We start from the raw sequence: 14,425 nt of genomic DNA on the forward strand, positions 1-14,425 counted from the left end.
GTCGGATTTGAGAAGACATCATAGTGAAGAACAAATTGGTTTTCAGTAGCGATTTGAAGATTATAACCAGCTTTGAGCTGACCATTCTTCATGTGGTCTTCTTTCATCCGCATAAAAGTGGCATCTGGATCTGTTTTAGAAAAGCTGTTACGCCCGTCAAATGTCTCTTGATAGCTCTCATATTTTCTAGCACGTACTGAAAAATCATCCTTGACTTTACGCAGGACTTTCTTGAGTTTACGACGTTGAGTTTTACGTTCATCCTTTCCTTTAACGGGTATCTCCTCAATGTCTTGGCTCAGTTTTGCCAATTCTTCTTCAAGGACTTGAGCAAACTCGGTCAACTGTTCTGAGGTAATCGATTCTTTTTCATCCAGCGCAATCGCCTGATAGATAAGGGGTGTGATTTCTTCTTGGAAATAGACCTGTATCTGTTCTTGAAGTTTGACGGAAAATTTGTCTGTGGCCTTTTTCCATACGAAACTATACTTGTTGGCGTTGGCTTCAATCTTAGTGCCATCAATAAACAGACAATCTAAAGTCACTAACTCTTCCATTTTCAAACGAAGATTGAGGTCGATGAAAAGATCACGAATGAGGTCTTCCATTCCTTCAGCGACTCGAAAGCGATTGATGGTACGATAGCTGACAACCAACTGCCCTGTTAGGTACTGCATAGCCAGATTTTCAATCATCATTTTTTCGATTTTTCGACCAGAGAAAATCCCTTGTGAATAGGCAAATAGAAGAGCAGATACAAGCATTTTAGGGTGATAAGACGGCCGACCGAAGTTATGATAGAAAGCGTGGAAGTGACGTTCCTCCAATGTATTCACCACTTTTTCAATGGTAAAGACGATGTGGCCTTGTGGTAAAATGCAAGCAAGTTCTAGTGGTAAAGTCGTTTGATTTGTGTTATAGTGAATGTGCATGGGATAGCCTCTCTAAATGGTTTATTGGGCAATTCTATTTTAGCAAGACTATCGCAACCATGCAAAAAGCAACGGCAAATCCGTTGCTTTTTTTGTAGCAAAGGGACTATTGTCCCAGACTCTTCTTTATCTATCGTTTCTTCGAAACAGCGATTTCTCACAAAGCTACACAAGGAAGCATTGTACTGCAGAGTCGAATGGTTACTGTCTCTTTCTAAAAGTTAGCAGGCCGGCTAAGAATATCAGGAAGCCACCTAGAACTGCCAATAGAGAAGCTCTTGTGCCAGTTTTTGGCAAAGTATTTTCGGCCTGACCAGTCTGACCGGTCGCTTCTTTTACCTCTGAAACCCCTGAAGCAAGAGGTTTTTGTCCGTTTGATGATAAAGCTTGGGCGCTGTTTTTAGCTGAAGCAGCAGACTGTTCTTGTTGAATGTCTTTAGCGGTGTCTTGAGGTTTTTCTTCTTGAGCTGGATTCGCCTTTTTAATCCGCAAAATTGTCGCTGTCAGCGGAGCTAGAGTCAAGCCATTACTGTTTCTAGTGACACCAGCTGGATTCGAAATAGCTGTGACTCCTGCGGTATTGCCATCAGCCACAAGCTCTGCGCCTGCTAGATGTTTGTAGGCTTCACCAAAGTTGAAGTTTCGCTCCTTTTTATCCGCATTGACAAAGACTGCATAAATATCGCCATTCGAAGCAACTACTTGGTAGCCAAGGACAAGATCTTCTTTCTCAATGCCATCCTTGCCAGGCTGGGTAATGAGAGTCACATTTTGATCCACTTCTGCTTTGGAGCCGCGGGTAAAGGCATCCGTTGATTTGCGCAGGGCAATCAAGCCTTTCATATAGGCACGGCTCTTGGCATTTTCAGGGAACTTCTCCGCATCAGTCGCCTTGATCCAGTCAAAATGATTGACCGCGTCACTTGAATCATAGGAATCATGAATGAAATACGGGTAGTCAAAGGGCGTGCCGTCCTCATTGGTCAACAAATGCGCTTTATTTGGAACCTTGTCTTCGGAAACAGGATATTTATAGGCAGGATCACGGAATTGCTTGGTCCGGCCGTATTCTTGACCAGAGTGGATGAATGGAGTTCCTTGCGAAGTCAGCATCATCAGATTTCCCAGACGCAGACGGCGATGAATCTCTTGATTATTAGCAGCGACTGCCGGATCTTTCTTGATTGACTGGGCAATGATATCAAAGAGTGTCAGATTATCATGGGCCGCAATGTATTGGATCACGTCCCCTGGGCTATCCGCCTCAAAATTGGTTGGCTGCGCCTTGATGTTTTTGAAGACATTTTCCACATTGCGTTTACCGCCAGTGATAAAGGCTGGTGTTCCCTCATTTGGATAACCCGATTTCAAGGTATTGCGAATATCATCTGAGAAGACCGCTACCGTGTCTGTTGACTTCATCCAAGTTTGGTCAGCAGGTTGGACTGCTTTATTTTCATCACCTGCATAAGTCTTCCAGCCCTCACCCAGCATAATGAGGTTTGGATTGAGCTTTTTAGCTTCTTCAAAGGCTTTTTGGATGGACTCTGCGTCATGGTCCCCCATCATATCAAAGCGGAAACCATCTATCTTGTACTGCTCTGTCAGGTACTTGATCGAATCCACCAAGACCCGTCTGCTCATATAGTGGGTAGTCCCCAAGCGGCCACCACCAAAGCTGGTTCTCGGTGTGCCATCCGCATCCATAAAGTGGTAGTAATTGGGCTCCAAATCTTCAAAGATAGAGGTCTTAGCCGTATGATTATAGACCACATCCATGATGACGCCCATACCACGTTTATGAATTTCATTGACAAGATTTTTAAATTCCTCAATGCGTTTAGCTGGATCTGTCGGTGTGCTGGAGTACATGCCCGTCAGCGAGAAGTAGTTTTGCGGATCATAGCCCCAGTTATAGTTGCTGTTGCTGGAAGCGTACTTGTCCATGCGCTCAGCATTTTTCAGCTCATTTACAAAGTAGTAACTCAGAACTGGCAAGAGCTGAACGTGGGTCACTCCTAGTTCTTTTAAATAATCCAATTTCTCAATGAAAGCTGAGAAGGTTCCAAACTGAGATTTCAAATCCTTGGATATAGTTGGATCTGAAGTAAAATCACGGACATGTGCCTCGTAAATCAAAGCATCTTCCCGCTTCTTAAAGTTCGGAATATTGGCATAAGTTAAGTCTTTTGGTCCATATTCACTTGGATCTACAAAGGCCGCCTTGGCAATCTTGTAGGCATCTCCCTTGTCCGCATCTTCACTGTTCCAAGCGGCTAAAGACTTAGCATAAGGATCCAGCACAAGGAATTTTTTGCCGCCGCGAGTAATTTCATAATGATAGAAGTACCCACGATAGTCAGAAATTCCTAGACCGCTCTCAGGCGTCAGGCTGCTGGTCCATGTGCCAGACTCACCTTTCTGCATAGCCAGGCGACCAACAACCTTATTCTGATTTTCTTTGTCATAGACTACCAAATCAACTTGGTCCGCACTTGGTGACCAGAAGGTTAGGTCCACTTGTTTGCCCGCTTGAGAAACACGCGCTCCCAATTCGCCATCATACTTGTAAATACTGTCCTTCAGTTGCCAATTCATGCTGGTTTTGAATTGGTCGTTGCCATATTTGATGAGATAAGGTGACTGAGCTTGGTTAAAATCACCGATCAATTTTGCGCTTTTATTCTTAGGATCCAGAACCACATCTTTAACAGCGACTTCTCCGCCATCTTTGTTGGTAATTTTTAGGTTTTTCAGAATATCTTCTTTTTTAGCATTTTCTAAGGTAGAGAAGGTCGCCTCAATCTCTGTCAAGCTAACATGCTGGGCTCCTGTCATGCGGATATCATTGACAAAGTAAGGGTTGGTATAAACCGTTGGATCCGCATCACGCAAGAAAATCTGGCTGGTCTTCCCCAAATTTGCAAAATTATAATCCTGATTTTGAATCTTTACATCGTCACCGGACTTGCTTTCATCTAAAAGCAAGAAACCAATCATCTTTGCAGCTTCTTTCAAGGGAACATCAACATAGCGACCGTATTTCCCAGTCTTTTCAAAGTCTACGCCATCTGGCCAATTTTGACCTGGATGTTGCACATCTCCCCAGAGCCAGAGGGATTTCTTATCATACTGACCATCTGTGCGATAGTAGTTAATCCGAAGCATTCCTTCTTTCAAAGGCTCGGAGGTATGAGGATTATAATCTTTGTCAAACCAAACCTCATTCATTTGCGGGCTGAGCAGTTCAACTGTCTTATCACCCGTAATATTCTGACCTGCTGTATTATTGATTAGAAGGCTGATTTTGCTTCTTTTCTCAGCCATTTTAACATCAAGGTAATAGCCATAATCATCTTTTTTGGCTGTTGCAAAGCTGGTCGCTCCGGTCGGCCAGCCTCCCTTTTGACTAGAAGGCGTTTCAACATCATCCCAAGTCCACAGACCTAAGCTATCCAGATTCTGCGATGGTAAGGTTTTGAAATGGAAACGAATATGACCTTCTTCAATAGCAGTTTTTGCAGAAGCTTCCGAAACAAGTGGCTGACTAACAGCCTCTTGTTTGTCTTTTTCACTAGACGCTGCAACTTCCTTTGCTTCCTGCCCAGTTGCTTCTAAAGCTGCACTAGCACCTGTCGACTCCTGTACCTCTGTATTTTCAGGAGACTGACTTGGCATCGCCTCTGCTAAAGCAGCTTGCCCTGAATCTCCCTGTTCTGAACTTTCTTTCTTGGTTGAACTATCCACTTTCTCGGCTTTTGCTTCATCTGCTGACTTAGGCAAAACTTCCGAATCCGCTGCTGAGACTGCTTCTGTTAGTGGGGTTGCTGAAGCACTTGTCTCATCAGCTTTGGCTAACTGGGCACTTCCAAAGAGGAAGCCAGAAGCAATCACAACAGATGCGACTCCGACTTTTAAGCGACGAATCCCAAAATAATGACGCTTTTCACTCGTCCGAGACTGTAGATGATAGTTTCTTTTCATAAATAAAAAAACTCCTTTATTTTTTCCTATAGAAAATACGTATGCAAACGTTTTCTGTATTTATTATACAGATTATCTATTGAAATGTAAAGGTTTTCAGATATTATTTTTTATTCCAAAACTTTATGTATGATTTCAGATTCCTTTCAAAGGATAAGCAAGTATCATTTGAAGTTTTAACTCTTGAATATACAATATAAGTGCACAATAAAACACTCATAAGATTTTCTAGTAAAATAGAATTGAACCAACTAGTTACGAACGGAAATCTTATGAGCTATCACCATTTTACCATAGATGAGCGTGAAATTATTCTGATTTACCGTACAAAAGGACTAAATTTTTCTCAAATCGGAAAATTACTTCATCGTCATCCTTCCAGCATTAGTCGGGAATGGAAACGTCATACTAAACTCCCAACAAAGCATAAGCAGCTTATAAACTTGCAAAATCACATTGTGGACGAAAGAGAAAGCTTGAAATAGATCATCATTTAAGTAATACTGTCAAACACCTTTTTCTCGATCGCCAATAGTCTTCTTCGTGAGTGTTTCCCGAAGAAAACTGATTTGGCAACAATTACTGAAAAATCACTTAATGATACCTACTGGCTATTAATCATCCTCCCAGAAAATGCCTGAGTCACAAGACAGCATTTAAAGCACTTAGAGATAAAGTTTTAAAAAGGTTGTACTTTTTATTTCAATTTATCCCCAAAAAATATATCCTCCTGCTAACTCTTCCTCCTCTCCTTCAAAAGGAAAAGACACAAAATTTTCCCCTCATCCGACACTTACTTTTGACGACAGGTTGACCGAAGAGCGATTTATCCTATAAACAGATATGAAAAGAGTGTTCGAGGTCTAGATTGTCATGAATTTATAGGAAAAGTGACCAGCCAAGACCTAGGTTACCATGAATCTATAGGAAAAGTGAGCAGCCGAGACCTAAGTTACAATGAATCTATAGGAAAAGTGACCAACCGAGGCCTAGATTGCCATGAATCTATAGAAAAAGCGACCAGCTGAGGCCTAGATTGCCATGAAACTATAGGAAAACGGCCAGCCGAGGTCTAGGTTGCCACAAAACTATAGCAAAAGTGCCCAGCCGAGACCTAGGTTGCCGTTAACATATAGCAAGATAGGCTGTTCCAGCCATAGACCTCTATAACGGAAGCTTTTCTACAGTTTGTCTGCAACTACAACTGGCAAAAAGTAAAAAAGACTGAGGCAGGCACCCCAATCTTCATTCTTCAGTTATAAATTGACTCAAAATCCCATTGATAAACTTACTTGATTTTTCATCTGAGAATTTTTTTGCTAATTCAATCGCTTCGTTGACAGCGACAAGCTGCGGAGTTTCATCATATTCCACTAGTTCATACAAACCTAAGCGCAGAATATTTTTTTCTACTAGAGTCAAGCGATCCAGGGTCCAGCCAGCCTTCAAATACCGACCAATCTTGTCATCTAACTCACTCTTGGATTGCATGACGCCATTGACCAGATTGAGCAAGAAGAGAGGGAGTTCAACTTGCTCCTCTTCTTCCTTATCGTGTAGATAAGCAAAGCGGCAAGCCTCAACTGTATCTCCATCATATTCCAAGCTCATTAAAGCCTGAAATGCTCTCTCCCGTAAATCACGTCTTGAATCTACAACTACCTTACTCATTGAGGAAATCCTCATCAAATAGATCTTTCAAATCTGGTTTTGGAGATTTTTCTGGGACAATGCCTGCAACGTGAATATTCACCGCTGACAGTTCCACCTCAGCCATATCATTAACAGCGCTTTTGACCGCTTTTTGAATCGCAACTGCAACTGTTGGCACACTGATACCGTACTCCAGATACAGGTAGATGTCAACCGTCACATCGCCACTTTCATCAGTATGAAGAGCAACACCGCGTCCGAGCGTGCGCATAGAGAGGCTGTCTGACATGCTTTTATTCGCAAAAGAATGAACGCCCTCCACCTTTGCCGTAGAAATGGCAATGATTTTTTCCAAAACTCGTGGCGCAATGACGATTTCGCCTAATTGTTCGTTTGCCATAAGAATTCCTTTCTATCTGAAAGAGTGAAATTACGCACGAGAAACGTAAGTTCCTTCTGCAGTGTTGATAATCAGTTTTTGACCAACTTCGATGAAGTCAGGTACGTTGACGACAAGACCCGTTTCAAGAGTAGCTGGCTTACCAGAACCTGTTACAGTTGCGCCCTTGATTGACGGTTGTGTGTCTGTTACGACCAATTCAACAGTTGTCGGCACTGTTACACCAATCACTTCTGTTCCGTAGAATTGGATTTTCACGTCTGAGTTTTCAAGGATGAATTTCAGCTCTTCTTCTACATTGACTACTGGAATTTCGTATTGGTCATAGGTCTCAGTATTCATGAAATAAGCTGTATCATCCATTTGGTACAAGTATTGTGCTGGTACTGTTTCGATAATCGCTTGTTCAAATTTTTCTTCTGGACGGTAGCTAGTATCAAAAGTAGAGCCTGTACGGACATCACGCAATTTCATACGCATGATTGTATTTCCCTTACCTGGTTTGTGGTGACTTGCTTCCAACACGCGGATGAGTTTTCCATCTGCTGTTTCAAAAGTCATTCCAGCTCTCAGCTTGCTTGCTTCAATCATTTGTTTTTTACCTCTTTAATAAATAATTTACTCTTTATTGTACCATAAAGCCTGACAATTCTCAAATAACAATCAACTCTTTCGGCGCAAGAGTTAGGACTTCGCAGCCTGTTTCGGTGATGAGGAGATCGTCTTCGATGCGGACACCGTATTTCCCATCCAGATAAATCCCTGGCTCATCTGTCAGAACCATGCCCGCTTCAATCGGCTCTTCTGACTTGCCAAAGTAAGGAATCTCATGAATGTCCAGACCGATACCATGGCCAATCCCGTGGCTGAAGTAAGGACCGTAGCCAGCATCGTTAATAATCTGCCGCGGAATCCGGTCAAAATCAATTCGGCTAAGCCCAGCCTTGGCTGCTTCTATCAGGGCTTGATTACTGCGCAGGACAATATCATAAATCTCCCGCTCCTCATCCGTCACCTGCCCCACATGAACAGTCCGCGTCATATCGCTGACATAATGATTGTAGTAGCAGCCAAAGTCCATGGTCAGAGTTTCACCCTTCTGAATCACCTTGTCACTGGCCACACCATGAGGCATAGCAGAGCGGTAACCCGAAGCAATGATAAAGTCAAAGGAGGCACCTGAAGCCCCTAGCTGGCGCATGCGAGCGTCCAAAAAGTTCATGACAGCCAACTCCGTCGTCTCACCAGGCTTGATAAAGTCCAGCACATCCAAGAAGGCTTGGTCCGAAATCTGGCAGGCCTTGCGAATGGTCTCGATTTCCTGGGCATCCTTAATCATGCGCAGCTTTTCAATAAAACCTGTCATCGGCACCAGTTCATGACCAGCAAAAACACTTTCCAGCATTTTAAAGTAAGCATAGGAAATCTCATCATCAAAACCGATTTTTTGCAGCTTGTCGTCCGCAACGATTTTGGCAATTTCCCCAATCGCATCGCGCGTTTCCACAATGTCAAAGCCCTGAACTACTCCTTTAGCAATCAGGGTATAGCGCGCATCCGTCAAGAAAATTCGGCGCTTTTTACTGATGAAAACCGTCGCTTCTGTCCCGCTGAAACCAGTCAGATAGTAAATATTCTTCAGATTTGTCACTAGGACAGCATCACATTCCGTCTGAGCTAATGCAGCTTCAAACTTTTCAACTCTTGATATCATTCAATACCTCCATGAAATAACTAAGCTTATTATATCAAAAAACAAGTCAAATAGGGCATTTTTTATAAGCCTTATCTAGGACTTAGAATCCAACGAGCATTCTCCGACACGGAAAATCCCCGTCTTTAGAAAAGAACAGGGATTTTTGATGAATTATTTTATGTGTAGCTTACCTTTCAAATATTGGCCAGTATAGCTGGCTGGGTTGGCTGCGACTTCCTCTGGTGTACCCGTCGCAATAATTGTACCGCCACCGACACCGCCTTCTGGTCCCAAGTCAATGATATGGTCAGCTGTCTTGATAACATCCAGATTGTGCTCAATGACGAGGACTGTATTGCCATCGTCCACAAAGCGTGATAGCACATGAAGGAGCTTGGCAATGTCTTCGGAATGAAGACCCGTAGTCGGCTCATCCAAGATATAGAAGGACTTGCCAGTTGAGCGCTTGTGAAGCTCACTGGCCAGCTTCATCCGCTGGGCTTCACCACCCGACAAGGTTGTGGCTGGCTGCCCCAGAGTCACATAGCCTAGCCCCACGTCCTTGATAGTCTGGAGTTTGCGGGCAATCTTCGGAATATGCTGGAAGAATTCTACCGCATCATTGACCGTCATGTCTAGAACCTGAGCGATATTCTTCTCCTTGTAGTGGACTTCTAGAGTCTCGCTATTATAACGGGTGCCGTGACAGACCTCGCAGGCCACATAGACGTCAGGCAGGAAGTGCATTTCAATCTTGATAATCCCATCACCCGAGCAGGCCTCACAGCGACCGCCCTTGACATTAAAGCTGAAACGACCCTTCTTGTAGCCACGAATCTTGGCTTCATTGGTCTTGGCAAACAGATCGCGAATATCGTCAAAGACTCCAGTATAGGTAGCCGGATTAGAGCGCGGTGTACGTCCAATTGGGCTCTGGTCAATATCAATCAGCCGATCCACATGTTCAATACCGCAGATTTTCTTGAACTTACCTGGTTTGGCAGAATTGCGGTTGAGTTTTTGTGCAATGGCCTTTTTAAGGATAGAGTTGACCAGCGTTGACTTACCAGACCCAGAAACTCCTGTCACAGCGATAAATTTGCCCAAGGGGAATCTGGCCGTGATATTCTGCAGGTTATTTTCCTGAGCCCCTGTCACTTCAATAAAGCGACCGTTACCTACACGGCGTTCCAATGGTACTGGGATTTCACGTTTACCTGACAGGTATTGGCCTGTGATGGATTTCTTGTTCTTAGCCACTTGTGCAGGAGTGCCGGCTGCGACGATTTCACCACCGAAAACACCGGCTCCTGGTCCCACGTCAATCAGCCAGTCGGCCTCCCGCATGGTGTCCTCATCATGCTCGACCACGATGAGGGTATTGCCCAGGTCGCGCATCTTCTTGAGGCTGGCAATCAGGCGATCATTATCACGCTGGTGCAAGCCAATAGAGGGCTCGTCCAGGATATAAAGGACACCGCTCAGATTAGAGCCAATCTGGGTCGCCAAGCGAATCCGCTGACTCTCACCCCCTGATAGAGTCCCAGCCGAGCGAGACAAAGTCAGGTAATTGAGCCCAACATTATTAAGGAAGGTCAGGCGGTCATGGATTTCCTTTAGAATCGGCCGAGCAATCGTCGCTTCATTGTCAGTCAAGCTAAGCTTGTCCAACCGAAGCAAATGATCTGCAATGGACAAGTCTGAAATCTCACCGATGTGCAATCCATCTTCGCCGCCAACCTTGACAGACAAGGCCTGAGGACTGAGTCGGTAGCCGTGGCAAGCCGCACAAGTCAGCTCATTCATATAAGTCCTCATCTGCGTCCGAGTAAAATCACTATTGGTTTCATGGTAGCGACGGTTGATATTAGTGACAACCCCCTCAAAAGGAATGTCAATATCGCGCACACCGCCAAATTCATTTTCATAGTGGAAATGGAACTCCCGCCCATCTGAACCAAAGAAAATCAGCTGTTTTTCTTCCTCCGTCAGCTCCTCAAAAGGCTTATCCATATCAATGCCAAAGGCTGCCATAGCCTGCTCCAGCATCTGCGGATAGTAGTTGGAGGAGATGGGATTCCAAGGCGCAAGCGCTCCTTCGCGCAAGGTCTTGCCAGCTTCTGGCACAACCACATCTAGATCCACCTCCAGCTTAACCCCCAGACCATCACAGTCCGGACAGGAACCAAAAGGCGCATTAAAAGAAAAGAGGCGCGGCTCTAGCTCTGGCACCGTAAAGCCACAAACTGGACAGGCATAGTGCTCCGAAAAGAGCAGCTCTTGACCGTCCATCGTGTCAATCACCACATAACCCTCAGCAATCCGCAGAGCTGCTTCGACCGAGTCAAAGAGACGGCTGCGCACCCCTTCCTTGATAACAATTCTGTCTACCACGACCTCAATATCATGCTGCTTGCTCTTAGAAAGCTCTGGCACTTCCGTCACATCGTAGACATCCCCATCCACGCGCACACGTACATAACCGTCTCTCTGAATCTTATCAAAAACGGTCTTATGCTGACCCTTTTTCTTGCGGATGACCGGCGCCAAAATCTGCAAACGCTGACGCTCTGGCAATTCCAAAACCTTGTCAACAATCTGCTCAACAGACGAAGCGGTAATAGCTCCGTGACCATTGATACAGTATGGCGTCCCGACACGAGCATAGAGCAGGCGCAGGTAGTCATTGATTTCAGTCGCAGTTCCTACCGTTGAGCGGGGGTTCTTACTGGTCGTCTTCTGGTCAATGGAAATGGCTGGACTAAGACCATCAATCGAGTCCACATCCGGCTTTTCCATATTGCCCAAAAACTGGCGAGCATAGGCCGACAGGCTCTCTACATAGCGGCGCTGCCCTTCGGCATAGAGGGTGTCAAAAGCCAGACTAGACTTGCCCGAACCAGACAAACCGGTCACCACGACCAGCTTGTCCCGCGGAATTTCGACATCAATATTTTTTAAATTATGAGCTCGCGCTCCATGAATCACAATTTTATCTTGCATTTATTCCACACTTTACCTTTAAACTTCCTCTATTATAGCAAAATTTTCTGCAATCTTTTGTCCCAAAAATCGGAATTTGTAGTATAATAAGACGGTGTGTAAAAATAATTCTAGGAGGAGACATGAAACAAGTATTTTTATCAACAACAACCGAATTCAAAGAAATTGATACACTTGAAGCCGGAACTTGGATTAATATGGTCAATCCTTCTCAGAGTGAATCTATAGAAATTGCTAATGCCTTTAACATTGACATTGCAGACCTGCGGGCTCCGCTCGATGCGGAAGAAATGTCTCGGGTTACCATCGAAGATGACTACACACTGATTATCGTAGACGTCCCTATCACAGAGGAAAGAAACAACAAAACCTACTACATCACCATTCCGCTTGGTATTATCATCACCGAAGAGGCCATTATCACCACCTGTTTAGAAAAATTGCCTCTGTTGGATATTTTTATCAGCCGCCGCTTGCGCAACTTCTATACCTTTATGAAGTCACGCTTTATCTTTCAGATTCTTTACCGCAATGCCGAACTATACCTGACAGCCCTGCGCTCCATTGACCGCAAGAGCGAACAGATTGAGAGCCAGCTGCACCAATCCACGCGAAATGAAGAGCTGATTGAGCTCATGGAGCTTGAAAAGACCATCGTCTATTTCAAGGCCTCCCTCAAAACCAATGAGCGCGTGATTAAGAAGCTGACTAGTGCCACCAGTAATATCAAGAAATATCTGGAAGACGAGGACTTGCTGGAAGATACCTTGATTGAGACCCAGCAGGCCATTGAGATGGCCGATATTTACGGAAATATCCTCCACAGCATGACAGATACCTTTGCCTCTATCATCTCCAACAACCAGAACAATATCATGAAAACACTGGCTTTGGTGACGGTTGTCATGTCCATCCCGACTATGATCTTTTCAGCCTACGGCATGAACTTCAAAAACAATGAGCTCCCTCTAAATGGCGAACCGCATGCCTTTTGGATTATCATGTTCATCGCCTTTGCTATGAGCGGTTCTCTAACCCTTTACCTTTTCCATAAAAAATTATTCTAATCATCAGAAAGGATACCTATGTCACAAGTATCATTAGACAAACTCAGTAAGAAAAACAAGGAATTTATCCACATTGCCACCCACCAGTTGCTCAAAGATGGCAAGTCGGACCAAGAAATTAAAACCATCTTAGAAGAAATTATTCCAGAAATTTTGGAAAATCAAACCAAGGGAATCACTGCCCGCGGCCTCTACGGAGCCCCAACTACTTGGGCCTCTTCCCTAACTGAAAAAGAACGTTACGATGCCGAACATCCAAAGGAAAATGACGATCCAAAATGGATGATGTTGGACTCCGTCCTCTTCATCTTCGGTTTCTTCACCGTTCTGACTTCCATCGTCAACTTAGCATCTTCTCAACCATCTGTTTATGGGATGACAACCCTTGTATTTGGAAGCCTTGTCGGTGGCCTCGCTTTCTATGCTCTCTATAATTTTATTTACCGCTTTTATGGACCAAATACAGAGCGCAGCCAAAGACCACATCTGCTAAAGTCTATCTTAATCATGGTAGGAGCCATTGCCCTTTGGACTCTTTCAATCGTTGGTTCTAGCCTGCTCCCTGACTTTCTCAACCCACATTTCTCAAACATCGTAGTTGCTATCATCGGAGGAATCACTCTAGCACTCCGTTTCTACCTCAAAAAGCGCTTCAATATCAAGAGTGCGACGATGGGGCCAGCGAGATATTAATCAGCATATCAAAAAGAGGTTTTACAACCTCTTTTATTTTGCCCTTTTTGAAAAGTATAATACCAACTCATCGTTATTCTCGCATGGAGCATAGGGAGCGAGCGGTTGATTTTGAAACCAAACACCTGAGCCATCTGGAATATAACCGCGGCGTACATACAGCCGTTGCGCCGGACCATAGCCTTTATGCAAACCAACACCCAAGCTAACCACATCTGAATAATTCTGAGCCACTTGCTCTGCTTTTTCCAATAAAGCCGTGCCAATGCCCTGTCTTTGGAAACTTTCAAAAACATTAAAATCAGTTAACTCAGAATAAAGGCCTGCAAAGGACCCATGCTTGGCTGATGGGATGACTGTAATGTAAGCAGCTAGAAATGTCCCATCAACAGCCACCAAAACTTGGCGCTCACCCGTCGCTTGCTCCAGAAAGTAGTTTTTCAGAGTCTCTCTACGGTCTGGCCAGCCTCGCTGAATAAAAGCATTCGCTAACTTTTCTATATCCTCAAAAAGCATTTTCCTGATGATTCGTTCTTCTGTCATGGTGCGTCTCCTATATCTTGACCTTTTTCCTCTATTCTGGCACTTTTGAATAGGCAAAAAAAGAAGCCCTCAGGCTTCTTACTTAGCTCAATTCCGCGATAATAGCCTTGAGCTGGTCTTTGGTGTGAACACCTGCGACTTGCTTAACGACTTGACCGTCTTTCTTAAACAGAAGGGTCGGAATGGACATAATGCCAAATTCACGGGCAGTATTTGGATTTTCATCCACATCCATTTTAAGGATTTTCAATTCGTCCTCATGGACTTCCCCTGCCAGTTGCTCTAAGATAGGCCCCTGCATCCGACATGGACCGCACCAAGCTGCCCAAAAGTCAATCAGAACCAATCCGTCTTTTGTTTCTTCTGCAAATGTTGCATCTGTAACTGCTGCTACCATAAATCTTCTCCTTTTATTGCTTACTTTTGATAACATTTTACACCAAAAGCAAGAGAA

12 protein-coding genes and 1 pseudogene are annotated in these 14,425 nt (G+C 44.3%); 4 read left to right on the forward strand and 9 right to left on the reverse strand.

What is annotated here, in order from left to right:
• Both FZ952_RS04100 and FZ952_RS04105 read right to left on the reverse strand, forming a co-directional pair.
• Positions 1-932, reverse strand: a 932-nt coding sequence (locus FZ952_RS04100) for a transposase (protein WP_148880708.1), incomplete at its 3' end; no start/stop codon positions are given.
• A 201-nt stretch (positions 933-1,133) separates the two neighbouring features.
• A complete protein-coding gene (locus FZ952_RS04105; RefSeq protein ID WP_148880709.1) occupies positions 1,134-4,916 on the reverse strand; it encodes a pullulanase in 3,783 nt (1,260 codons plus the stop codon).
• Positions 4,917-5,188: 272 nt separating this feature from the next.
• On the opposite strand from FZ952_RS04105, the gene FZ952_RS04110 reads away from it, so the two are divergent.
• On the forward strand, positions 5,189-5,401 hold the full coding sequence (locus FZ952_RS04110; protein WP_262366325.1) for a helix-turn-helix domain-containing protein: 213 nt from the start codon (positions 5,189-5,191) through the stop codon (positions 5,399-5,401).
• 42 nt (positions 5,402-5,443) lie between these two features.
• Positions 5,444-5,595: pseudogene (locus tag FZ952_RS11740) on the forward strand (IS30 family transposase); the annotation flags it as partial.
• A gap of 566 nt (positions 5,596-6,161) precedes the next feature.
• Here FZ952_RS11740 and nusB read toward each other — a convergent pair.
• The 5 genes from nusB to uvrA form a co-directional block, all read right to left on the reverse strand.
• A complete protein-coding gene (gene nusB, locus FZ952_RS04115) occupies positions 6,162-6,587 on the reverse strand; it encodes a transcription antitermination factor NusB (RefSeq protein ID WP_148880710.1) in 426 nt (141 codons plus the stop codon).
• Positions 6,580-6,969, reverse strand: a complete 390-nt coding sequence (locus FZ952_RS04120; protein ID WP_148880711.1) for an Asp23/Gls24 family envelope stress response protein — start codon at positions 6,967-6,969, stop codon at positions 6,580-6,582. Before FZ952_RS04120 ends, nusB begins: the two co-directional genes overlap by 8 nt.
• A gap of 30 nt (positions 6,970-6,999) precedes the next feature.
• Entirely contained in the window at positions 7,000-7,560 is a 561-nt protein-coding gene (gene efp / locus FZ952_RS04125) for an elongation factor P (protein ID WP_037617878.1), read from the reverse strand.
• 61 nt (positions 7,561-7,621) lie between these two features.
• Entirely contained in the window at positions 7,622-8,683 is a 1,062-nt protein-coding gene (locus tag FZ952_RS04130; RefSeq protein ID WP_148880712.1) for a M24 family metallopeptidase, read from the reverse strand.
• 153 nt (positions 8,684-8,836) lie between these two features.
• Positions 8,837-11,668 (reverse strand): excinuclease ABC subunit UvrA, encoded by a 2,832-nt coding sequence (uvrA, locus tag FZ952_RS04135; RefSeq protein ID WP_148880713.1) that lies wholly within the window; start codon positions 11,666-11,668, stop codon positions 8,837-8,839.
• A gap of 122 nt (positions 11,669-11,790) precedes the next feature.
• On the opposite strand from uvrA, the gene FZ952_RS04140 reads away from it, so the two are divergent.
• Both FZ952_RS04140 and FZ952_RS04145 read left to right on the forward strand, forming a co-directional pair.
• A complete protein-coding gene (locus FZ952_RS04140) occupies positions 11,791-12,735 on the forward strand; it encodes a magnesium transporter CorA family protein (protein WP_037617873.1) in 945 nt (314 codons plus the stop codon).
• Positions 12,736-12,753: 18 nt separating this feature from the next.
• Positions 12,754-13,428 (forward strand): DUF1129 domain-containing protein, encoded by a 675-nt coding sequence (locus tag FZ952_RS04145; RefSeq protein ID WP_148880714.1) that lies wholly within the window; start codon positions 12,754-12,756, stop codon positions 13,426-13,428.
• A 33-nt stretch (positions 13,429-13,461) separates the two neighbouring features.
• Here the strand turns inward: FZ952_RS04145 and FZ952_RS04150 are convergent, their stop codons facing one another.
• Entirely contained in the window at positions 13,462-13,971 is a 510-nt protein-coding gene (locus FZ952_RS04150; protein WP_148880715.1) for a GNAT family N-acetyltransferase, read from the reverse strand.
• Positions 13,972-14,053: 82 nt separating this feature from the next.
• Positions 14,054-14,368, reverse strand: coding sequence for a thioredoxin (gene trxA, locus FZ952_RS04155; protein WP_148880716.1), 315 nt, complete (start codon positions 14,366-14,368; stop codon positions 14,054-14,056).
• Positions 14,369-14,425 lie beyond the last annotated feature (57 nt).

It is taken from the genome of Streptococcus sp. Marseille-P7376 (assembly GCF_902460385.1).
GTDB lineage: Bacteria > Bacillota > Bacilli > Lactobacillales > Streptococcaceae > Streptococcus > Streptococcus sinensis.

What these genes read in the sequence shown, in the direction of transcription:
- FZ952_RS04105 (WP_148880709.1), bottom strand. Translation starts at nt 4,916, where the DNA reads ATGAAAAGAAACTATCATCTACAGTCTCGGACGAGTGAAAAGCGTCAT.
- FZ952_RS04110 (WP_262366325.1), top strand. Translation starts at nt 5,189, where the DNA reads ATGAGCTATCACCATTTTACCATAGATGAGCGTGAAATTATTCTGATT.
- nusB (WP_148880710.1), bottom strand. Translation starts at nt 6,587, where the DNA reads ATGAGTAAGGTAGTTGTAGATTCAAGACGTGATTTACGGGAGAGAGCA.
- FZ952_RS04120 (WP_148880711.1), bottom strand. Translation starts at nt 6,969, where the DNA reads ATGGCAAACGAACAATTAGGCGAAATCGTCATTGCGCCACGAGTTTTG.
- efp (WP_037617878.1), bottom strand. Translation starts at nt 7,560, where the DNA reads ATGATTGAAGCAAGCAAGCTGAGAGCTGGAATGACTTTTGAAACAGCA.
- FZ952_RS04130 (WP_148880712.1), bottom strand. Translation starts at nt 8,683, where the DNA reads ATGATATCAAGAGTTGAAAAGTTTGAAGCTGCATTAGCTCAGACGGAA.
- uvrA (WP_148880713.1), bottom strand. Translation starts at nt 11,668, where the DNA reads ATGCAAGATAAAATTGTGATTCATGGAGCGCGAGCTCATAATTTAAAA.
- FZ952_RS04140 (WP_037617873.1), top strand. Translation starts at nt 11,791, where the DNA reads ATGAAACAAGTATTTTTATCAACAACAACCGAATTCAAAGAAATTGAT.
- FZ952_RS04145 (WP_148880714.1), top strand. Translation starts at nt 12,754, where the DNA reads ATGTCACAAGTATCATTAGACAAACTCAGTAAGAAAAACAAGGAATTT.
- FZ952_RS04150 (WP_148880715.1), bottom strand. Translation starts at nt 13,971, where the DNA reads ATGACAGAAGAACGAATCATCAGGAAAATGCTTTTTGAGGATATAGAA.
- trxA (WP_148880716.1), bottom strand. Translation starts at nt 14,368, where the DNA reads ATGGTAGCAGCAGTTACAGATGCAACATTTGCAGAAGAAACAAAAGAC.